Source organism: Bacillus sp. Hm123 (assembly GCF_051842975.2).
Lineage (GTDB): Bacteria > Bacillota > Bacilli > Bacillales > Domibacillaceae > Bacillus_CE.
On the sequence record NZ_CM200277.1, the window covers coordinates 582,577 to 605,789 of the forward strand.

Sequence of the window (23,213 nt, forward strand, 5' to 3'; positions counted from 1 at the left end):
ATATTGAGGGGGAGAAGGATGGATGTCGTATCAGGTTATTTAGACCGACTGAAAATTAGTAGAGAGAAGCCAAGCCTAAATTATTTACAGCGGCTGATACAGCATCACTTATCATTGATTCCGTATGAAACGTTTAGCAAGTTTCATTATTATAATCAAGGCGGTCAGCATGTCCCTGACTTTGAGTTGTTCGTTCAACATTTAGAGGAGAGGGGATGGGGAGGAACTTGTTACTCGCTGAATATTAATTTTGCTCGGCTACTGGAAAGACTCGGCTATACTTGTGCGTTCGTGCGCGCTCTTCCTGGCCATGTAGCAATTATGGTCATGATTGGAAATAGCCGATACTATGTAGATGTCGGTTATGGCTCGCCGATGACCCGACCGATTGAATTAGAAAGTCGCCATCGTCACGTATTACATGGCTTTGGAGAAGAAATTATTTTTACAAATATAGGCGAGAACAAATTTTTGCTTGAGCGGCGAGCGAATGGAAGGACATTTGTGACGAAAGAAATTCATTGGTTGCCGCTAAAAGAAGAGGAAGTTATTGAGGAAGCGGCTTCGTCTTTTCAAGATTGTGATAGCAATATAACGATGCGTAGAATATCAGCCGTTCGCTTTCAAGGGAATAACTGTTATTTCTTGCGGAATGAAACGTTAAAGGTGATGAACTACCGCGACATTCGGGCTCATCATTTTAAAGAGAAGGATATGTGGATGAAAGCAGTGGCAGAGGCGTTTCAAGTCGATGAACAAGGACTAGAAGAATCGATCGCTTTTTTGGAGAAAAGAGGAATTGAACTGTTCGAAAAATAGCTTTTTTAGTTGAAAAGTAGTAAGATATTAACACAAGAAGTATATTGGGAAAAATAAACATAATTTTACATGAAGACTAGGATGGAGACAAATGAAAAGAGCAAGAATTATTTATAATCCTACTTCAGGGCGAGAGCTTTTCAAAAAGAGTTTGCCAGAAGTGTTACAAAAGCTAGAGCAGGCGGGCTATGAAGCTTCTACCCACGCAACGGTTGGAGAAGGGGATGCGACACGTGCGGCTCGAATTGCCGTTGAGCGCAAGTATGATGTCGTCATTGCTGCTGGTGGAGATGGAACGTTAAATGAAGTAGTGAATGGCTTAGCCGAACAGGAATATCGTCCGAAGTTTGGCGTTATTCCGATGGGGACGACGAATGACTTTGCTCGTGCTTTGCATATTCCACGAGATAATATTCAAGGAGCGGTGGACGTCATCGTCAACGGGGACACCATTCCGGTTGATATTGGTCGTATGAATGACCGCTATTTTATTAATATTGCTGCCGGCGGCCGTTTAACAGAGCTGACGTATGAAGTACCGAGCAAATTAAAGACGATGCTCGGTCAAATGGCGTATTATTTAAAAGGAATGGAAATGCTGCCATCGATTAAAGCATCAGAAGTGAAGATCGAATATGATGGCAAGCTTTTTGAAGGAGAAGTGATGCTGTTCTTGATTGCTTTAACGAACTCCGTTGGTGGCTTCGAGAAACTCGCTCCTGATTCTTCGGTCAACGATGGCCTATTTTCCTTACTCATTTTGAAAAAGACGAACTTGGCGGAGTTTATTCGCATTGCAAGCCTTGCTTTACGAGGAGAGCATCTTCAAGATGACCATGTCATTTATACGAAGGCGAATCGAATTAAAGTTCATTCACCAGAAAAGGTATTAATTAATCTGGATGGGGAGTTAGGTGGGGCTACACCAGTTGATTTTGAAAACTTGTATCGACATTTAGAAGTATTTGTTCCTGTCGACCAGTTGCGTCCACAGGATCGAATTTATTAATGAAGAAGCTTGACTCTTTATGAGTCGGCTTTTTTTATTGTGAATTATTTCGCGCATCGAAAAATATGCTACAATTTAGAGGTGTATAATAGTTACCTAGGTAAATAAAAAGGAGTGGCTTTATGAATTCGCATTTTTTGTTTCATGCACTTCATCAGCTTTCAAGGCAATTGACGAAGCGAGTGAATACGGTATTGCAGCCGTATGGACTGTATAGTGCGCAGTGGTCGGTGTTATATGTATTGAAGGAAAAAGGAAGCTTGATGCAAACCGGGCTATGCGATTATTTGGCAGTCGAGGCACCGCCAATGACGCGAACGATTCAGCGACTTGTCAAACAAGGGTATGTGAAGCAAGTGCCAGGTCATGATAAGCGCGTCAAAATGATTATGTTGACAGAGCAAGCAGAGAAGGAGTATCCAATTTGGGAAAAAGCGATTTTAGCTGCCAATCAAGAGCTGTTAGCCAATTTTCCAGAAGAGCAACAGCAACATTTGCATCTACTTGCTTCGGACTTGTTGCCCATCTTAACAAATCAACAGAGAGAAGGGGATGGGGATGAGTAAGCCGGCTTTATGGACGAAGGATTTTATCAGTGTGTCTGTGAGTAATTTCTTTCTATTTATCGTTTTTTATATGCTGTTAGTGACGATGCCGGTGTATGCGCTGCAGGAGATGGGAAGTTCGCCAAGTGAGGCTGGCTTAGTAACGACGCTGTTTTTATTATCAGCGATTATTGTGCGACCGTTCACAGGACAGTGGATTGAACAGTTTGGCAAAAAGAAGGTGTTGCTTGCTTCACAGTTGATCTTTCTTTTGGCGTCCTTGCTTTACTTTGTGCCAGATTCATTACCGATGATGCTGGCGTTACGTTTTTTTCATGGAATTGGTTTTGGAATGGCGACGACTGCAACCGGAGCGATGGTGGCTGATATTATTCCCGATTCTCGGCGTGGAGAAGGAATGGGGTATTATGTGATGTCCACCAATTTAGCGATGGTCGTTGGACCGTTTCTTGGATTGACCGCCATGCAGCAATGGGGTGGCTTTACGATGATCATTCTCTGTGTGGGGATTGCTGGGCTCGCTCTAGTGACAGGTGTTGTGATTCGTAGTCGTGACCAGTTAACTACTCAAAGTGTGATCTCGATGTTTCAAGTGCAACTGCGTGCGCGTGATTTATTTGAATTTTCGGCGTTACCAATCGCAGTCGTTGGTATGTTTTTCTCAGCGGTGTACGCTTCGATTTTATCTTTCGTGTCCGTCTATGCAGAAGAGCTTCAACTAGTAGAGGTAGCTAGTTACTTCTTTGTTGTTTATGCAGTGGTACTATTGTTATCGCGTCCGTTTACAGGAAGATGGTTTGATCAATACGGAGCGCATGTGATCGTGTATCCAGCGATCTTATTATTTGCAGTCGGGATGCTTTTGTTAAGTCAAGTGTCCACGGCATGGGCGTTTCTTACGGCAGCCGGATTGATCGGATTAGGCTGGGGGACGTTATTTCCAAGCTTTCAAACGATTGCGATTCAAAAGGCGCCACCTGCGAAAAAAGCGCTTGCCACTGCAACGTTTTTATCGCTGTTTGATCTCGGGATTGGAGTCGGCTCATTTTTCATTGGCTTAATCGTGACAAAGATGAGCTTTAGCCAGCTTTACATGTATTGTAGCTTCTATATTTTACTAGGCGTGATTGTTTATTTCGTGTTAGTTCAACGTCATCAAACGAGTCGTCAAAAGTTTGAAAAAAATGAGAAAGTGGACTATACTGGGGAAAAATATAATTGAGAATTTTTTTCAAGTAGAAAGGTGGGGCCGCCTTGCGAACAGTATTTTCTTACTTAAAGCCTTATAAATACTTGATGGGGCTGGCGTGGCTATTAATGTTAGTCGAGTTGGCTGTCGAGCTCACACATCCTTTGTTTATGGCAAAAATTATTGATGAGGGGATTGTGAAAGGCGATCTTACTGCTGTGTATAAATGGGGAGGGATCATGCTTGCAACGACGCTTCTCGCCTTTATTTCAGGTATTACCAATTCCTTCGTCGCTGCTCATGTCGGGCAAAATTTTGGCTTTGATTTAAGGGAGAAAATGATCGATAAAGTACAATCCTTCTCGTTTGCTAGCTACAATCGTTTTGCTTCCTCCTCGTTAATTACTCGTATGACAACGGATGTAACTCTTTTGCAAAATGCAGTATTTATGAGTTTACGGATTATGCTGCGTGCTCCGTTGATGATCCTTTTCGGTACGGTGATGGCATTGCTCGTTCATGTGAAGTTAACACTTATTTTGCTCATGACCGTTCCGTTAATGGTCGTTTTTTTGTTAAGAAGAGTGAAACAAGTTGCGCCTTTATTTCGTTCCGTTCAACAACGACTCGATCAAGTCAATAACGTGATGCAAGAAAACTTAGCAGGTATTCGTTTAATTAAAGCATTTTTTCGTTGGAAGCACGAAAGTACACGCTTTAAAGAAGCGAGTGGGCAATTGATGGAGCAAACGATTCGTGTCGTCCGAATGGTGGAGACGACGATGCCTATTTTACTGTTTGTGATGAATGGTAGTTTGCTATTTATATTATGGTTTGGCTTTGCTGAATTTCAAGCAGGAACGGCAACCGCTGGAGAAATTGTTGCGGTCATTAATTACGCAACAAGAATTATTGCTTCTTTATCTATTTTTACGTTTATTATGATGATTTTCTCTAGAGGAAAGGCCTCAGCCGAGCGAATTGGCGAGTTACTTGAGGAGCCGGAAGAGCAGGCGGACCAACGTCTGAAAGGAACACCTTTTCAAGCAACAGGTGGAAAAATTGAATTTGATCATGTGTCATTTTCTTTCCCAGGAAGCGAGGAGTCTGTGTTAAAGGATCTGTCCTTTACCGTTCAGCCTAGAGAAACGACTGCTATTTTGGGGGCGACAGGATCAGGGAAATCAACGTTGTTTTATTTAATTCCAAGATTGTATGAGTCAGATCAAGGAACGATTCGAATTGATGGTCAAGATATTCGTGATGTACAGCCAGCTTCTTTACGAGAGCAAATTGGCTTTGTCCCGCAGGAAGCCCATCTATTTACCGGAACGATTCGTGAAAATATTGCTTGGGGGAAAGAAGATGCCACCATCGATGAGATGATTGATGCCGCTAAAAAAGCCCAAATTTATGAAACGATTACTGAACTGCCAGATGGATTTGATACCGTTATCGGGCAAAAAGGTGTGAATTTGTCTGGTGGTCAGAAGCAAAGATTATCGGTTGCGCGGGCGCTCATTCGCAAGCCGCTCATGTTATTGCTTGATGATAGTACGAGCGCACTAGATCTAAAGACAGAAGCGAACATGCTGGCGGCGTTAAAGCAAGAAACGTGTACGACGCTCATCATTACGCAAAAAATCAGCACCGCACAACAAGCGAATCGAATTATTTTGCTAGAGGATGGTCGCATATTAGCGACCGGAACGCATGAAGAATTAATGAAGACGAATGATTTGTATCAACAGCTAATAACTTCCCAGTCTGGAGAGGAGGAGCTCGTTTATGCCAAGCCACATTGCTAAGAGCGAATCGACGACACGAATTAAAGCTGCCACACAAACACTCAAAAGATTGGCCAGCTATTTGGCGAAGCGGAAAGGTTTGCTCTTTCTCGTCGTTATCATGGTTGCGGCAAGTTCAGGGCTAGGTTTGCTCGGACCTTATCTTGTCGGGATGGCGATTGATGAGTTTATCGTCACTGGCGATAAAGATGGGCTGCTCTCCTTACTTTTTCAGCTAGCTCTTGTGTACTTTTTTTATTCTTTGACGATCTTTTTACAAAATTATTGGATGGCTGGCGTGGCTCAAAAAACAGTATTTGAAATGAGAACGGGGCTGTTTGATCATCTTCATCAGCTACCGTTATCTTTTTTTGATCAACGTCAGCACGGCGAGCTTATGAGCCGGGTGACGAATGATATTGAAAATGTGAGTAGTACGCTCAATAGCGCGGTCATTCAAATCGTTTCAAGTGTATTGACGTTAACAGGGGCGGTCATCGTCATGCTTTGGCTTAGTCCGCTATTGACGGCTGTGACACTGTTAATTGTGCCGTTGATGTATCTTGGCATGAAGTGGATTACGAGCCGAACCCGTAAGCAGTTTAAAGAGCAACAACGCCATTTAGGTGAACTGAATGGCTATGTTGAAGAAGCGGTATCTAGTAAGCATATTGTCAAAATGTTTTCGCAAGAGGAGAAGATTGCGGCAGAGTTTGCTCGGAGAAATGAGAAGTTAAAGCAGGCAGGCTATTGGGCTCAAACGTACTCAGGCTTTATTCCGAAGCTGATGAATGTGCTCAATAATTTAAGCTTTGCGTTAATTGCTGGAGTGGGCGGCTGGCTCGCATTAAAAGGGTTCGTCTCTGTCGGTGTGATTGTCATTTTTGCGGAGTATTCGCGCCAGTTCACTCGTCCGCTCAATGATTTAGCGAATCAATTTAACACGCTCTTGTCCGCAATTGCTGGGGCAGAGCGAGTATTTGACATTATCGATACGGAGCCAGAAGAGCAAGAAATGGATGGATTAGAAAAAATGGAGACGATCCGCGGGGCAGTTGAATTTCAAAATGTGTCATTTTCTTATGAGAAAGGAAAGAACACGATTCAAGGAATTCATTTTTCTGTGCGTCCCGGTGAGATGTTGGCACTGATTGGACCGACTGGTTCAGGAAAAACAACGATCATTAATTTGCTAGCTCGCTTTTACGACCCGGATGACGGGAAAATTTTGATTGATGGCAAAGAAAGTACGAAAATCTCGCGGCAAAGTTTACGAAAGCATATGGGATTTGTGCTTCAAGATACGTTTTTATTTGAAGGGACGATTCGCGAAAATATTCGCTACGGCAGGCTAGATGCTACTGATGAAGAGGTAGAAAAAGCGGCGCAGGAAGCTAATGCACATTCGTTCATTATGAAGCTACCTAATGGATACGATACGAGGCTGAAGCATGAAGGGAGTGGCATTAGCCAAGGGCAAAAACAATTGCTTGCGATCGCTCGAGCGATTTTAGCGAACCCAACGATTTTAATTTTAGACGAAGCAACAAGCAGCATCGACACGATTACCGAAATTCACATTCAACAAGCGCTAGAACGACTCATGCAAGGACGAACGACGATCACGATCGCCCATCGTCTTAATACGATCGCAAGGGCTAATCATATTCTCAATTTAGGAACGGTTTCTCACTCTGCCAGTGTTCAGTAGGACAACAAGAGAAGTCATCATATAGAAGGCTCACATGAATGTTTGGGAGCATGTGGGCTTTCTTAGTGTGAAAAAATATAACTATGTCTTATTACTCGTAAGCCGATCATTTTTCATGTCAATGTTAAGAAATTGTAGAGCTAGGTGTTTTACTATAGTAGCGTAGCTAATTTGTGTAGCCGAGATATAGATGAAATTAATCGCTTTTGCCTAAATTTCAAGCTATCGAGGTATTGACTAAAATTTACTAAACCACCCTTTATACCTATTGGAACACTCTATATATCAGTTTATATTGATTTTATTGTGTAATGGATGTGTTTGTTGATTAGAAACATAGACTCATAGTGAAGCGCTACTCTAGGATTTTAGATATATGTTTTACACTAATGTTGCTATTTTTACAAATTTGTCGTTTTTTATATTTTCATGTAATATTTTCTTTTGTGGGGAATATTGATACGAGGTTTAATTTTTTAATGTTCTCTTTTTTTTGAAAAATAATAAACGGGGAGAAAAGCATGGAAAACAATCGAATGGAAACTCGCCAAGAAAGAAGTGCTAAATTAAAGAAAGTGAAAGCCCATCAACGAAACTCTAAATGGATGGGTGCGACTTTAGCTGTTTCACTCACCGCTGTCTCGTTGTTTGGACAGCCGGAACAAGCCAATGCTTGTGATTGTGCAACCGCATACACGGTGAAAAAAGGAGATACGATTTACTCCTTAGCGAAAAAATATCAAGTTTCCGTTGAACAACTAAAAAGCAAAAATGGCTTTACTTCGGACACGTTGCATATCGGGCAACAAATCACGGTTCCAACCCTTGACGACAAGGGACAACTACTCCATTTGACATCGATGGAAGAAGACAATGCCAACGTTGAAAACAAGAGGGTGAACGTAAAAGCCAATCAAAAAGTTGAACAATCGGTCAAATTGGCAAAGAGTGAAGCACGCTCTGCCACATCAGTATTTGTTGCAAAGAAAAATGGCTCAGTCATTCATATCGTAAAATCCGGAGATAGCCTGTGGAAGATCGCCAACAAGTACGGCACAACGATTGAACAAATTAGAAAAGCTAACAAACTAACATCAGATGCATTAAAGATTGGTCAAAAGCTAATCGTCACGCAAAAAGGGAAGCCGTCTAAACCAGATCCCGGTCAAAAGCCAGTAGAGAAGCCGAAGCCGCCAACAACAGGTTCGAGCGTGACATATATCGTAAAATCCGGAGATAGTCTGTGGAAGATCGCCAACAAATACGGCACAACGATTGAACAAATCAGAAAAGCGAACAAACTAACATCAGATGCATTAAAGATTGGTCAAAAGCTAATCGTCACGCAAAAAGGGAAGCCGTCTAAACCAGATCCCGGTCAAAAGCCAGTAGAGAAGCCGAAGCCGCCAACAACAGGTTCGAGCGTGACATATATCGTAAAATCCGGAGATAGTCTGTGGAAGATCGCCAACAAATACGGCACAACGATTGAACAAATCAGAAAAGCTAACAAGTTAACATCAGATGCATTAAAGATTGGTCAAAAACTAATCATCACGCAAAAAGGGAAGCCGTCTAAACCAGATCCCGGTCAAAAGCCAGTAGAGAAGCCGAAGCCGCCAACATCAGGTTCGAGCATGATATATATCGTAAAATCCGGAGATAGCTTGTGGAAGATCGCCAACAAATACGGCACAACGATTGAACAAATCAGAAAAGCTAACAAGTTAACATCAGATGCATTAAAGATTGGTCAAAAACTAATCATCTATACAGAGAAAAAACAAACAAATAAAAAAGAGCCAGGCAAAATACCCGGCCAAAAGATAAACAAAAAGCCAAAAGCGGCTTCCTCTAATAATATTATCGGCAAAAATGAAGAATCTTTATCACTTTTAGCCAAAAAATCTAATGTTTTTGTAGAAAAAGTATCTTCAGCTCAAAAATCCACTGTGATGTATCAAGTAAAGGCGGGGGATACACTGTATGCTCTTGCAGAACGATTCAATACAGAAGTAAGTGAGCTAATGAAGTTAAATCAGTTAGAATATCCAATCGCCGTCATTGGAGCGAACTTGCAGATTCCTTCCGATCATGTGAAGAGAAGTCAAGGGATCATCGTTGGGGCGGTTGATAATACGTCTATCGAAGTGCTGATCAATGGTACCCATCAAGCGTTAGAAGTTTCTTACGGGTCGTCTCACAACTATCGATACGAAGAGGGGCAACAGGTCGTTCTTACATATACGGCAGGTAGCGACGATCATCGTCCTGCGTTAATTAACGTAGCTCAGATTTGAAATAAAAGCGGCGAGATTTACTCTCGCCGCTTGTTAACTATTATTCTGGTTTTACTAAAATTTTCACTTGATTCTTTTCTTTCATGAGGGCATCGAAGCCTTCTGTCACGATGTCATCTAATTGAATGCGCTTTGTAACAAGTTGCTCTGCTTGGAAGTAGCCTTGTTTCATAAGTTCCATAACAGCAGGGAAGATGTCGCGGTAAGCGATGATTCCTTTTACTGTTTTTTCTTTGAGGACAATATTATTTGGTTGAATCTCTGCGCCACTTTCCCAGATGCTGACGATAACTGTCTCACCTTCAAAGTTTGTGCAATCAATCGCTTGTTGAAGAACAACTGGTACACCAGTGACTTCAAATGCTACATCAACGCCACCGTCAGATAGCTCTTTCAATTTCGCTACTGCATCCACTTCTGCAGGGTTCACAACGATTGCTCCAAGCTCTTCTGCTTTAGCGATACGCTCTGGAGAAAGCTCAACTGCATAAATTTCAGAAGCACCAGCTGCTTTTAACGCTTCAATCACTAATAAACCGATCGGGCCTGTACCGAATACAGCTGCTTTATCTCCCGCTTTTAACTTGCTTAAACGAACGGAATGAAGAGCAACTGCTGCTGGTTCTACAAGAGCACCTTGTTCAAAAGACAATCCTTCTGGCATTTTATGAACCATATGTTCATCAACCATCGTATATTCAGCGAAACCGCCGCCTCCACCTGATAAACCGTGGAAACCTAATCCATCACAAAGATTGTATTTTCCTTTTTTACAAGGACCACATTCTCCACAAGAAAGAATTGGTTCTACAACGACTGGGTCGCCAACATTTACTTTCGTTACACCGTCGCCAACTTCAACGACTGTACCAGAAAATTCATGCCCCATAATAATTGGTGCGATATCTTTACTGATAGGGTGAGGAGCATCTACTGGAACGAAAATCGGACCAGCCGCATATTCGTGTAAATCGCTTCCACAAATACCTGTCCACTCCACTTTAATTTTTACTTTCCCTGTTGTAATCTGAGGTTCTTCCACGTTCTCCACACGAATATCTTTTGCTTTATACCAACGTGCACTTTTCATAAAAAACCCTCCAGCTATGTAATTTGTCCTACTATTCTATCTTACCATCATTTGGTTTGTAAAAAGGGGAGGATTTGTTACAATTCTGTAAAAATTTTGTGTATTTATTTACTTGGGAAAATAGCTAATTTTGTCGAGGAGATAGTCATGTTATAATGGTGAGATGTGAACAATCGAATGGGGGGCTAAGCGTGTGGAAAGAAACTATTAAGCTAGAAAATGTGTATGATTTCGACCAAGCTCTTGATCGTCTCGCTGTCGATCCGCTTCATTTGATTAATATAGAAGAACGTTATGTTCGGTTACCTATTTATGAAACGAATGAAGTAGTAACGGTTAAAGGGAGCGGCACAAGTAACAATCCTGCATTTGAAGTCAGCGGCAGTCATGAAGAAACAAAAGAGAGCGTTCTAGCCGAAGTTGCACGGATTTTTCAATGGCACACTCCGCTTACTACCATTCACGAACATTTTCAAGCAACCGATTTAAGAGAGGTTTTTAGCGAACGAAAAGGCACGCCTAGAGTACTGGACTTTTCCCCGTATGCTTGCCTCGTTAAATGTATCGTTCATCAACAGCTCAATTTGAAATTTGCTCATACATTAACGGAGCGCTTTGTGCATGCATATGGTTATGAACATGATGGTGTTTGGTTTTATCCAAGCCCAGAAACAGTAGCCCAAATTCCGATTGAAGAATTGCGCTCTCTCCAATTCAGTCAGCGGAAAGCAGAGTATTTAGTTGGTCTTTCGCAGTTGATCGTAGAAAACGAATTGAAGTTGGATGAACTAGAAACATTAAGCGATGAAGAGGTCGTTCGTACGCTTGTGAAAATTAGAGGCATCGGCCCATGGACAGCACAAAACTTCTTAATGTTCGCACTCGGTCGAGATAATCTGTTTCCGAAAGCAGATATCGGCCTGCAAAAAGCGATCCAAAAGCTTTATCAACTAGACAAAAAACCAACTTTAGACGAAATGGATAAATACAGTCGAAATTGGGAACCATACTTGAGCTATGCTTCATTATATTTATGGAGAAGCATTGAATAAATAAAAGGGAGATTTAGAATCGTGGCAAAAATTCAAGCCCCTGTGCAAAAAAATGAAATCATTGATGTTGTATTCGAAGACTTAACCCATGACGGTCAAGCCGTCGCTAAAATTGAAGGCTATCCACTATTCGTGGCAGGTGCATTGCCGGGCGAAAAAGGAAGTATTCAAGCGACGAAACTAAATAAAGGCTACGGCTTCGGCCGCTTGATCGAATTAAAAGAAACAAGTCCCTTTAGACAAGAAGCGGACTGCTCCATCTATTCACAATGCGGCGGCTGTCAGCTTCAACACTTATCATACGAAGGTCAGCTACAAGCAAAAGAAAAACAAGTACGCGACGTGATGGAGAGAATCGGCAAACTAGAAGACGTAACGATTCACCCTGTACTCGGCGCCAATGACCCATGGCGCTATCGCAACAAAGCACAAGTGCCAGTCGGCGAAGAAAACGGCGGCTTAGTCGCAGGATTTTACCAAAAACGAAGCCATTCCATCATCAACATGGAACAATGCCTCATCCAGCATGAAAAAAGTGATGAAGTCATTCAAAAAGTAAAAGCCATTTGCGACCGCTACGGCATCAAAGCCTATGATGAAATGAAGCATAAAGGCACGCTTCGTCACATCATGGCCCGTTACGGCAAAATCACTGGAGAAGTCATGGTCGTGTTAGTCACACGTACAGAAGACTTCCCAAATAAAAACAAGATCATCGAAGAAATCACCGAACAAATCGACGGTGTCACCTCGATCATCCAAAGCATCAACTCGAAAAAAACAAACATCATCCTTGGCGACACAACAAAAGTTCTCTGGGGCAACGAAGTCATTTACGACTACATCGGTGACATTAAATTCGCCATCTCAGCACGATCTTTTTACCAAGTCAACCCAGAACAAACGAAAGTACTTTACGACAAAGCGCTAGAATACGCCAACTTAACCGGAGAAGAACAAGTCATCGACGCCTATTGCGGCATCGGTACGATCTCCTTATTCCTAGCGCAAAAAGCAAAAAAAGTATACGGCGTAGAAATCGTCCCTGAAGCCATCGAAGACGCCAATCGCAACGCCGAACTAAACGGCATCACCAACGTCGAATTCGCCGTCGGAGAAGCCGAAACCGTCATCCCGGATTGGTACAAACAAGGCATCACCGCCGACGTCCTCGTCGTTGACCCGCCGAGAAAAGGCTGTGATGAAGCCCTACTACAAACGATCATCGATATGAAACCGAAGAAAGTTGTTTACGTTTCATGTAATCCAGCGACATTAGCGCGGGATTTAAGGATTTTGGAGGATGGTGGATATAAGACGGTGGAAGTGCAGCCGGTGGATATGTTTCCGATGACTACTCACGTGGAGTGTGTGGCGAAGCTAGAATTAAATTAACTTTAGGCAGATACTTTTATCGGGTATCTGCTTTTTTGATCTGCCTTTTTATGAACTTCGATACTGCAACAGGAAAATGATTTATAGTGAGAGAATGCATATATCAAGGTGAATCTGTAAAAGATGGTTCGATAGAATTTAACTTAGATAATGGAGAGAAGGTAGAATATTAATAGTATAGTAAAAAGACTTTATCCAATAGCCAATAAGCAAAGGAGGTATTAAATTGACAATGCCATCTAATGCAAAAATATTTGAACATTGGATGAATTGGCTTGATAAAAATGGTTTTGATTGGGGAGAGCCAAGTTGTTGGTCATGTCGGAAATATTGGGAGGATAAATATGATATTAAAAACCCTCAAGCAAGTAGGCAAGAGATAATCAGAAATTGGAATAGAGTACCGTTGCAAAGGTGTCATATTATTTCTAGGCAATTTGGTGGAAGTGATGAAGTGAATAATTTATTTCTAATGTGTACTGAATGCCATGATAAAGCACCAAATACAAGGTCGAGAGAAGCATTTTTTCAATGGACAAGTAAACAAAATTATAATAGGGATTTTTATGAATTAGTAATGAAGGAAGTAAGAAGTTATGAACTTCAGGATAAGATTGAACGGATAAACGATTTTATTAGCACAAAAAATGCATTGAATGCTATTAAGGATAATTTAGGAGTTCATCTAAATCAGTCGAAAGGTGGGCCAGAAATAACTGTTTCAACAGTAATTGCTGCTATAGCAGAATATATAAGAAATGAAGAAGAAAAGCTTTAGTTGAATAGTTAAAGTAATGAAATGGCTCTGTATTATTCTGAGTATTCTTAATTATTGTATCTTAGATCTTTCTCACGAATAATGGAGAACTTAAGGTGATTGAGCAGTCGGATATAGAGGTGCGAAGTTGGTAGAGATTTCTTTGTCTCGAATAAATCAACCTTAAAAAAATAAAAGCAGTCAAAAACTACTGAATAGCGGTTTTTGACTGCTTTTATTGTGTCCATGCAACCTCTCTCGAACTAAATTTATTTTTTTTGGCATTTTTATTGACCAAGACAATAAAATGAGATAACATAACTTTATTGACTCAGACAATAAAATGAATTTAGTGGTTTTTAAGAAACAAAACAATCACTTATAGGAGGAAATTATAATGAAAAAGTTTATGAAAATTGTTGCAATCGTTTTTGGTATTTTAATAGCAATCGGAGTGATTGGATCTTTAGGTGAGGACAAATCTGCTTCAGAAGATGGCGAGTCACAAACATTGGCTACTGAAGAGAAGGTTAATGAAAAAGACACTAAGGATAAAGAATCAAAAACTTTTAACGTAGGGGATGAAGTTAAAGTAGGTGAGCTTGCTTATAAGGTAACAAATGTAACAGCAACGAATGAAATTAAATCTGATAATCAGTTCATTGAATCAGCGAAAACAGACGGTCAGTTTATTTTGGTTGATATAGAAGCAGTCAATAACGATAAAAAAGCAAGAATGGTAGATAGCAATATGTTTAAAGTGAAAGACAATAGTGGAAGAGAGTTTGAGCCAACTAGTGATTCTGAGGTTATGATGGCTGTAGAAGGGGCGATGGATTTCTTCTTACAAGACATTAACCCTGGAATCTCTAAAAAAGGAAAAGTTGTTTTTGAATTACCGCAAGATTCATCCTCCTATTCTTTAGAAGTTTCAAGTGGTTTTGGTTGGTCTGGAGGAGAATATGAAAAGATTAAATTGAAATAAAGTCAACAAAACATGCAGGGATCATCGTCCTGCATGTTTTGTTTAATAGCATAGTCCGTTGATGGTCTTATTGTAATAGTCGATCATAATAAGGTAAAATAATCAAGATTGACTAGGACAATAAGGAGCGGGGGTGAGCGATTGAATGGTCTCGAGTACATTCTTAATCTGTTCAATATGCAACATATTGAATTAGCCGATAAACTCGGCATCAAGAAACAAAACATTAATATGTGGATTAAAGGAAAACAAAATATACCAAAAAAATACCTTCCGGTTTTGGAAGAATTATTCACTATCCCAGCAAGCTATTTCCAGATAGAATTAACAGACCTTGATAAATTGGAAATCCAAAAGGAAAAATTAAAACATGACTTACAACCTGTTATAAAAAGCCATGAAACGCAATTTGCACTGAATGAAGCATCAGAATATCTAGTTGAAGTTCCAATCTATGATAAAGAAGAAATGAATGCAATCGAGCGATCAATCGATAAAGCCAAGCTTGTCGCCCGTTTTAAAGCAGCTATTGAAATCGTTGATGACAATCCATATATGGATACATACGCGTTAATAGTAGAATTACTCGAAAAAGCGCAACATGAAGCGATTCTACAAAAAACAATAGAAGCACTGGGACATTATTTAGACGTGTTGCCAGATTGGATTAACAGTGATGAATCACAAGAAGAATTTGAAAGTGAAATATTCGAAGTTTTTGACGACCATAACTATTAAAAATAAATGAAATTGATGCAGGAGGAAACAACATGACTACAACTGCTAATGTTGGATTTGAGGAAACGCTATGGAAAGCAGCTGATAAGCTACGTGGAAGTATGGATTCAGGCGAATACAAACACGTTGTTTTAGGACTGATCTTCCTTAAATACATTTCGGATAAATTCGAAACAAAATATAACGAACTTGTAGAAGAAGGCGCTGGTTTCGAAGAAGATATTGATGAATATACAGTAGAAAATATTTTCTGGGTACCAACTGAATCTCGTTGGGGTTTCATTAAAGACCATGCCAAAGATGTGAAAATCGGACAAATCATCGATGATGCGATGATTTTAATTGAAAAAGAAAATCCCGTGTTAAAAGGGGTATTGGATAAACGTTATGCTCGACCAGAAATTGATAAACGTCGTTTAGGGGAATTGATCGATTTAATTTCTACGATTAAATTGCATGGTAACGGTGAGAAAGATTTACTTGGACGTGTGTACGAATACTTCTTAGGTAAATTCGCAAGCGCAGAAGGAAAAGGCGGCGGAGAATTCTATACGCCTACAAGTGTGGTAAAAACATTGGTTGAACTAATTGAACCATATAAAGGTCGTATTTATGACCCGGCATGTGGTAGCGGTGGGATGTTCATTCAAAGTGAAAAGTTTGTTGCTGAACACCAAGGGAGAGTAGATGACCTTTCTATTTATGGACAAGAATTAAATTCAACAACATGGAAACTATGTCGTATGAACTTGGCGATTCGAGGGTTGGACGGAAACTTAGGTGCTCATCATGCCGATACATTTCACGATGATTTACACCGTACATTAAAAGCGGATTATATTTTAGCGAACCCTCCATTCAACATTAGTGATTGGGGAGGAAGCAGTTTAACTGATGATGTTCGTTGGAAATACGGCACACCTCCAGAAGGGAACGCCAACTATGCTTGGCTACAACATATGGTTTATCACATGGGACCAAACGGAGTCGCTGGAATTGTATTAGCCAACGGTTCATTAAGCTCGAATACATCCAATGAAGGTGAAATCCGTAAAAACTTAATTAATGCTGATCTAGTAGATTGTATTGTGTCACTACCGGGAAGCTTGTTCTATTCTACTTCTATTCCGGTCTGTCTATGGATTTTAAATAGAAATAAGAAGCAACATGGCACATTCCGCAACCGTGAAAATGAAATTCTATTTATTGATGGTCGTAATTTAGGAACAATGGTCGATCGCCGTCATCGTGAGTTAAGTGATGAAGATATCAATCAAATAGCGGCAGCATATCACAATTGGCGTACTGAAGATGGAAAATATGAAGATGTGCAAGGTTTCTGTAAAGCAGCGAAAATAGAAGAAGTACGTGAACATGATTATGTGTTAACACCTGGACGTTATGTAGGGATTGAAGAAGTTGAAGATGATGGGGTGCCGTTTGAAGAGAAGATGGAGAAATTGACGAGTGAGCTTGGCGAATTGTTTGCTGAATCACGCCGCCTAGAGGATGAGATTAAGAAGAATCTAGGGGGGATTGGTTATGAGCTATAAAGAATGGCAAGAAGTTGCTATGCAAGAGGTTATACAATTTAATCCCACAGAGTCCATTCGAAAAGGTACTACAGGTAAAAAAATTGGGATGGATAAACTAAATACTTTTCAAAGAAAAATTGAAGGTTATGAAATAACTGAATTTAAAAGTGGTACAAAATTTAGAAACGGTGATACTTTACTTGCAAGGATCACTCCATGCCTAGAAAATGGGAAAACAGCTCAGGTGTCAATTTTAGAAGAAAATGAAATTGGATTTGGTTCAACTGAATTTATAGTTTTAAGAGAAAAAGAAGGATTATCAGTTAATGATTATATTTATTATTTAAGTATATCACCAAAAATAAGAGATATTGCAATAAAATCAATGACTGGTACGTCTGGACGCCAAAGAGCACAAGTAGATGTTATCAAAAACGAGAAAATTAAAATTCCAAATGTTACTGAACAAAAAGCCATAGCAAACATCCTTTCATCCCTCGATGAAAAAATTGAAGTCAATAATCAAATCAACAAAAAACTAGAAGAAATGGCTCAAACGATTTTTAAGCAATGGTTTGTTGATTTTGAATTTCCGAATGAAGAAGGAAAGCCGTATAAATCGAGTGGTGGAAGATTTAAAGAAAGTAATATCGGTCTTATTCCTTCTATTTGGAATTCCACCAAACTTGAGAGCTTTTGCGAGATTACCTCTAGTAAAAGAATTTTCCGAAAGGATTATGTGCTAGAGGGAATTCCATTTTATAGATCAAAAGAAGTAATTGAGAGAAGTAAAGGTAAAATGGTTTCCACAGAACTATTTATCTCTGATACTTTGTATAATCAAATAGAAAAAAAATATGGTATTCCCCAATCGGGGGACATTTTGCTTACTTCTGTTGGAACTCTTGGAATACCTTTATTGATAAATGATGAAAAATTTTATTTTAAAGATGGGAATTTAACTTGGTTTAAAGGATTTAAACATAGACATTTAAATTTATTTGTATATAATTGGCTATTGTCGAAAGAAGGTCAAGATAGTCTTGATCAGATAACGATAGGTTCTACTCAAAAAGCTTTAACAATAACATCATTAAAAAAATTAAATATAATTGAACCATCCGAAGCATATTTGAAACAATTTAATAGTGTTGTGGAAAGTATCTTTAATAAGAAACATGCAATAGAATTACAAAACAATAAATTAATTTCTATTCGTGACATATTACTCCCAAAACTAATGTCAGGAGAAATCCGTGTCCCAATAGAGAAAGAATAATATTCACAGTAGAAAGGGGGAAATAATATGAGCCTTTTAGAAAATTTCACAGAAGATCTTTTAGAAGAAGCAGTGATTGAAATCCTGCAAGAGATGGATTATGAGTATGTATTTGGTCCAGAAATGGGTCATGACGGTGAACGAGCGGAACGTAAAGATTATCGGGAAGTAATTTTAAGTCAACGTCTTCGTGATACTCTTTTTACATTGAATCGTCATTTGCCAGATGATGCATTGGAAGAGGCATACCGTAAGATTATTACCGTTAATAGTCCTGCTTTAAATGAAAATAATAAGCAATTTCATAAACTAATGGTTGAGGGAATTGATGTGAGTTTCCGTAAAGATGGCGAAATCAAAACGGAAAAAGCGATTGTGGTGGATTTCGATCAACCTGAACGAAATGATTTTGTTGCGGTTAACCAATTTACGATTATTGAGAATGAGGAACGTAGACCGGATGTTCTTATTTTTGTAAATGGTCTTCCTCTTGTAGTCATTGAGTTGAAATCGGCTTCTGATGAAAATGTCGGAATTGAACAAGCATATAATCAGATTCAAACGTATAAAAATGATATTCCATCGCTATTCCGTTACAATGCGTTTAGCATTATTTCAGATGGGATTAATGCCAAAGCGGGTACGATTACGTCCAATGAAGAACGTTTTATGAATTGGCGAACGGTGGATGGTGTGAATATCGAACCGCTAGAAGTTCCTCAATACGAAGTGGCCATTCGTGGCATGCTGGATAAAAAGCGTTTGATTGATATTATTCAGAACTTCATTCTCTTCCAAGAATCAAAAGAAGCGATTCATGATGAGAATGGCAATAAAATTGGTGATAATAACACGATTATAAAAATTCTTGCAGCGTATCATCAATACTTTGCGGTTAAAAAGGCAGTGGAAAGCACGAAGCATGCAACGGCAGAACGAGGCGATCGTAAAATCGGAGTTGTGTGGCATACGCAAGGATCAGGGAAAAGTTATTCGATGGTCTTCTATACAGCATCTTTAGTGAAGGAATTGAATAACCCAACGATTGTTGTGATTACTGATCGAAATGACTTAGATGAGCAATTGTATACAACGTTCGCTAAATCTGAAGATATTTTACGCCAATCACCTAAACAAGCACATATTCGTAAGTTATCTGATGAGCAAAAGCAACAGCAAGCGAAAGATAAATCGAAAGAGCAAAATGGGTTATATGATTTGTTGAATGATCGCGAGTCTGGTGGAATTATCTTTACAACGATTCAAAAATTCAAACCAGAAGATGGAGAGATACCTGTTTTAACGGATCGTCGCAATGTCATTATCATGGCAGATGAAGCACATCGTAGCCAGTACGGACTAGAAGCATCAACAGACAGTAAAACGGGTGAAGTGAAGTATGGGTATGCGAAGTATTTGCGTGACGCCTTACCGAATGCTTCATTTATAGGATTTACTGGTACGCCAATTGAATTCGAAGATAAATCTACACCGGCTGTATTTGGTCATTATATTGATGTGTACGATATGACAAGAGCAGTTGAAGATGAAGCGACTGTTAAAATCTTCTACGAAAATCGTATTATTAAATTAGATACGGATGAAGAAGAATGGCAAAAGCTTGATGATGAATTTGAAGAAATCACAGAAGGTCAAGAAGATAATGATCGCGAAAAGTATAAAACGAAATGGTCTCGTATGGAAGCCATTGTTGGTGCGCCAAATCGTGTGAAGCGATTGGCTAGAGATATTGTCGAACATTATGAGGAAAAATCAAAAACGATTGCTGGTAAAGCAATGGTCGTTTGTATGAGTCGTAAAATATGTGTGGATTTATACGATGAAATCATTAAAATCCGTCCAGAATGGCATAGTGATGATCTTGAAAAAGGCGTAATCAAGGTTGTTATGACAGGTAGCGCTGGAGATGAAGAACGCTTGCAAAAACATGTGGGCGGGAAGCATCGTCGCGATACGCTAGCGAGACGAATGAAAGATACGAGTGATGAACTGCAAATCGTCATTGTTCGTGATATGTGGTTAACAGGATTTGATGTACCTTCTATGCACACGATGTATATTGATAAGCCGATGAAAGGTCATAACTTGATGCAGGCGATTGCGCGTGTGAATCGTGTGTTCAAAGATAAACCAGGTGGGGTAGTTGTCGATTATATCGGCATACTAGAAAGTTTGAAAAAAGCGTTAAGGCAATATACAGACAGTGATCGTGCCAATACAGCGATTGATACGAATGCAGCGATTGCAGTTATGCAGGAAAAACTAGAGGTTTTACGTGGCATGTTTTATGGCTATGATTATTCTGCTTATATGGGTACATCGCAAGCTGGAAGAATACGAGCGATTACTGGCGGAATGAACTTTATTTTAGGGTTGGACGTGAAAGAGCAGAAAGATTTCAAACAGTTTTCTGTGGAAGTTGCAAAAGCTCATTCTCTTTGTGCAGCTACTGAAGAGGGGAAAGAAGCTGCATTAGAAGTAAGTTATTTTAAAGCAGTGAAAGCCAGTCTTTCCAAACTTGGAGCAAAAGGAACGAAGAAGAAATCGAAGAAAGAAATCGAAGCACGTGTCAATCAAATGCTCGAACGTTCGATTATATCTGAAGATGTGATTGATGTGTTTGATAGTCTTGGAATCAAACGTCCAGATATCTCCATCCTATCAGAAGATTTTCTTGAGGAGGTTCGTCATCTTCAGCACAAGAATTTAGCTGTAGAAATGTTACGTAAATTGCTTGAAGGCAATCTGAAAGTAATGGAAAAAAGCAACCTCGTAAAATCTGAGAAATTCTCTGAAAAACTGAAGAAAGCAATCAATAAATATCGGAATCAAGCGATTACAAATGCAGAAGTAATTGAAGAACTAATCAAGATGGCTAATGAAATCAAAAAGGCAAAAGCAGATGAGGATGCGCTTGGTTTAAATACAGATGAAGTCGCATTCTATACGGCTTTAACGGCAGACGAAATCGTCAAACAAATGATGGGTGATGAAACATTAAAGAAAATCGCACAAGAATTGACAATTGCAATCCAAAATAATATCACAATTGATTGGAGCGTCCGCAAAAGCGCCCAAGCTGGCATGCGCCGTATTATTAAGCGTTTGTTGAAGAAATACGATTATCCACCAAAGCAAGCAAGAGAAGCATTGGAAGTTGTAATGAAGCAAGCAGAATTAATGTGTGAGAATACCAAGCCAGGTGGAGTTACTTTTGGTAAAGTAGCTGAAACAGATGGTGATTATGTTTTCTGATTTTTAAAATAAGGCAACTGCCCTTCATTAAAGTGTACCCTTTGTAAAGGACATTTTAAAAAAAGCTTAGGCTGATTTTAGAAGATGGTCTCTGTATTGAACAGGGGTCATCTTTTTTAAATTCCATTGATATCTGTAGTTATTGTAATAAATCATATATTGCTTTATTTCACGTCCCAGTTCCTCTAAATTCGTACATGGTTTAATATATGACTCGTCCTTAAAATGACCAAAGAAGGATTCTTGAGGGGCGTTATCCCAACAGTTTCCCCGTCGAGACATGGATTGACGCAAGCCAAGTTTCTTTACTAACTTTTGAAAGTCAGGGTGTGTATAGTGAGTACCTTGATCAGAGTGTATCAATGCATCTTCCGCCTTCTTAAAGTTGCGATTCTTCTTTAGCTTTAGAAGGGTATCTGTAGCTAAATCCATGGTTATGCGGTCCGATACGTGATAAGCTAAGATTTCATTTGTCGAGCCATCTTTAATGGTCGACAAATAGGCTTTTTGGCCCTTTCCGTAAAATAAATATGTGATATCGGTTAAGAGTACTTTTCCTAGGACGTCCTGCTTAAATTGCCTATTCAAAAGGTTCGGGACAACCCGGTGTTCTTGAGTGGCCTTCATCATTTGTCTATAAGGATTTGCCTTTCGGATAGGACATCTAATGGCATACTTCTTCATGATTCGCCCTATACGCTTCAAATTGTAGACAACACCAAATTGACCCGCCAAAGTCATTTTGATTTGACGTGTCCCTTTTTTCCGTCCTTTGAAATTAAAGGCCTTTAAGATAATCTTCTTCAAAACCTCATCTCTTTCATCCTTAAGCTCTCTTTGTTTTTGAGACTTCTCTGAAAAGTAATTGTAATAGCCGCTTCTTGAAACGCCCGCTACTTTACAAAGGTAGCTCACCATATTTTCTAACTGATATTTCTCTATAACTGAGCGAATAAGGATAAATTTTTGACTGGGGGGAAGTGCTATTTCCTCATCCCCCTTTCTGCTAAATGTATCTTTTTTAAGAGTTCATTTTCCGCCTTTAGCAAGTTAATTTGTACTTCTAAGCGGACGTTTTTCTCCTCTAGGGAAAGCTCTCTGTCCATTGGACGACCTGAATTTCCAGCCCTTGTGTCACGTAATCTGGTTATCCCACTCTCCTTGTAAGTATCACTCCATCTTCTACTCGCTGAATTAATCCACTGCTTCCCCAAAACATCTACATCAAAACCATGTTCCTCAAATATATCCCTGGCAAACTTGCCTTTCTGTTTTTCTGCAATAAAAATTTGTTTAAATTCATCAGTGTAGGTGATTCCTTTTGAACTCACCGATTTAACGTAGCTATTAGCTGATAGTAGCTTGATCTCTTTTTCTGAAAATATCTTTTTACTCATATTATTCTCCGTCCCCTAGTGAATCTCTCTCGTTGTATTTCTTAATTATACAAAAAAGTACCCCATAGGTAGCCTTTTTTATGTGTCTACTCTATAGGGTACATATTATATCGGGTATCTGCTTTTTTATTTTGGAATAAAACTGTTAGTCTCTCTGTGGAAAATATAGTAATATTAAAAATATAATAGTAAAAAAGTTTCATTAAATGAAAGTAAAAGATAAAGGTTTATCATCACTTTTTTAGTTTATTGTAACGTATACCTGCATTTAATCGAATGGGTTATATGCTATGTAAGATCGTTCCACCTTTGGGGTAATACATTCAAA

The 23,213-nt window shown here is 39.5% G+C and carries 17 protein-coding genes; 15 read left to right on the plus strand and 2 right to left on the minus strand.

All coding sequences use genetic code 11. The annotated features are described in order from the left end of the window. Window positions 1-18 precede the first annotated feature (18 nt). The 7 genes from ACSVDJ_RS03165 to ACSVDJ_RS03195 all read left to right on the plus strand — a co-directional run bounded on the left by ACSVDJ_RS03165 (window position 19) and on the right by ACSVDJ_RS03195 (window position 9,381). Entirely contained in the window at window positions 19-819 is an 801-nt protein-coding gene (locus ACSVDJ_RS03165; RefSeq protein ID WP_439170621.1) for an arylamine N-acetyltransferase, read from the plus strand. A 91-nt stretch (window positions 820-910) separates the two neighbouring features. Then, entirely contained in the window at window positions 911-1,828 is a 918-nt protein-coding gene (locus ACSVDJ_RS03170; RefSeq protein ID WP_094836122.1) for a diacylglycerol kinase, read from the plus strand. A gap of 122 nt (window positions 1,829-1,950) precedes the next feature. Continuing rightward, complete coding sequence (locus ACSVDJ_RS03175) at window positions 1,951-2,394, plus strand: MarR family winged helix-turn-helix transcriptional regulator (protein WP_439170623.1); 444 nt, start codon at window positions 1,951-1,953, stop codon at window positions 2,392-2,394. Beyond that, window positions 2,387-3,616, plus strand: a complete 1,230-nt coding sequence (locus ACSVDJ_RS03180) for an MFS transporter (protein ID WP_439170625.1) — start codon at window positions 2,387-2,389, stop codon at window positions 3,614-3,616. Before ACSVDJ_RS03175 ends, ACSVDJ_RS03180 begins: the two co-directional genes overlap by 8 nt. Window positions 3,617-3,648: 32 nt before the next feature. Then, entirely contained in the window at window positions 3,649-5,391 is a 1,743-nt protein-coding gene (locus ACSVDJ_RS03185) for an ABC transporter ATP-binding protein (protein ID WP_439170626.1), read from the plus strand. Then, entirely contained in the window at window positions 5,372-7,081 is a 1,710-nt protein-coding gene (locus tag ACSVDJ_RS03190; RefSeq protein WP_439170627.1) for an ABC transporter ATP-binding protein, read from the plus strand. The genes ACSVDJ_RS03185 and ACSVDJ_RS03190 overlap by 20 nt, the downstream gene beginning before the upstream one ends. Window positions 7,082-7,602: 521 nt before the next feature. Beyond that, entirely contained in the window at window positions 7,603-9,381 is a 1,779-nt protein-coding gene (locus tag ACSVDJ_RS03195) for a muramidase family protein (RefSeq protein ID WP_439170628.1), read from the plus strand. A gap of 40 nt (window positions 9,382-9,421) precedes the next feature. Here the strand turns inward: ACSVDJ_RS03195 and ACSVDJ_RS03200 are convergent, their stop codons facing one another. Continuing rightward, window positions 9,422-10,471 carry a 2,3-butanediol dehydrogenase gene (locus tag ACSVDJ_RS03200; protein ID WP_439170629.1) on the minus strand — a complete coding sequence of 350 codons (1,050 nt, stop codon included), beginning with the start codon at window positions 10,469-10,471 and terminating at the stop codon, window positions 9,422-9,424. A 191-nt stretch (window positions 10,472-10,662) separates the two neighbouring features. On the opposite strand from ACSVDJ_RS03200, the gene ACSVDJ_RS03205 reads away from it, so the two are divergent. The 8 genes from ACSVDJ_RS03205 to ACSVDJ_RS03240 all read left to right on the plus strand — a co-directional run bounded on the left by ACSVDJ_RS03205 (window position 10,663) and on the right by ACSVDJ_RS03240 (window position 21,488). Continuing rightward, entirely contained in the window at window positions 10,663-11,523 is an 861-nt protein-coding gene (locus ACSVDJ_RS03205; RefSeq protein ID WP_439170630.1) for a DNA-3-methyladenine glycosylase family protein, read from the plus strand. Between the two features lie 21 nt (window positions 11,524-11,544). Then, on the plus strand, window positions 11,545-12,918 hold the full coding sequence (gene rlmD / locus ACSVDJ_RS03210) for a 23S rRNA (uracil(1939)-C(5))-methyltransferase RlmD (RefSeq protein ID WP_439170631.1): 1,374 nt from the start codon (window positions 11,545-11,547) through the stop codon (window positions 12,916-12,918). Between the two features lie 232 nt (window positions 12,919-13,150). Further along, window positions 13,151-13,696, plus strand: a complete 546-nt coding sequence (locus ACSVDJ_RS03215; protein WP_439170648.1) for an HNH endonuclease — start codon at window positions 13,151-13,153, stop codon at window positions 13,694-13,696. 376 nt (window positions 13,697-14,072) lie between these two features. After that, on the plus strand, window positions 14,073-14,660 hold the full coding sequence (locus ACSVDJ_RS03220) for a DUF4352 domain-containing protein (protein WP_439170632.1): 588 nt from the start codon (window positions 14,073-14,075) through the stop codon (window positions 14,658-14,660). Between the two features lie 141 nt (window positions 14,661-14,801). Then, window positions 14,802-15,398, plus strand: coding sequence for a helix-turn-helix domain-containing protein (locus ACSVDJ_RS03225; protein WP_439170634.1), 597 nt, complete (start codon window positions 14,802-14,804; stop codon window positions 15,396-15,398). 32 nt (window positions 15,399-15,430) lie between these two features. Beyond that, window positions 15,431-16,951, plus strand: coding sequence for a class I SAM-dependent DNA methyltransferase (locus ACSVDJ_RS03230; protein ID WP_439170635.1), 1,521 nt, complete (start codon window positions 15,431-15,433; stop codon window positions 16,949-16,951). Continuing rightward, complete coding sequence (locus tag ACSVDJ_RS03235; RefSeq protein ID WP_439170636.1) at window positions 16,941-18,212, plus strand: restriction endonuclease subunit S; 1,272 nt, start codon at window positions 16,941-16,943, stop codon at window positions 18,210-18,212. Before ACSVDJ_RS03230 ends, ACSVDJ_RS03235 begins: the two co-directional genes overlap by 11 nt. A gap of 27 nt (window positions 18,213-18,239) precedes the next feature. Beyond that, a complete protein-coding gene (locus tag ACSVDJ_RS03240) occupies window positions 18,240-21,488 on the plus strand; it encodes a type I restriction endonuclease subunit R (protein WP_439170638.1) in 3,249 nt (1,082 codons plus the stop codon). Window positions 21,489-21,554: 66 nt separating this feature from the next. On the opposite strand, the gene ACSVDJ_RS03245 is transcribed toward ACSVDJ_RS03240, so the two are convergent. Then, window positions 21,555-22,885 (minus strand): IS3 family transposase gene (locus tag ACSVDJ_RS03245; protein WP_439170639.1). Its coding sequence is split into 2 segments (ribosomal slippage): window positions 21,555-22,516 and window positions 22,516-22,885, totalling 1,332 coding nucleotides; the frame shifts between segments, so codons are not numbered across the junction. Window positions 22,886-23,213 lie beyond the last annotated feature (328 nt).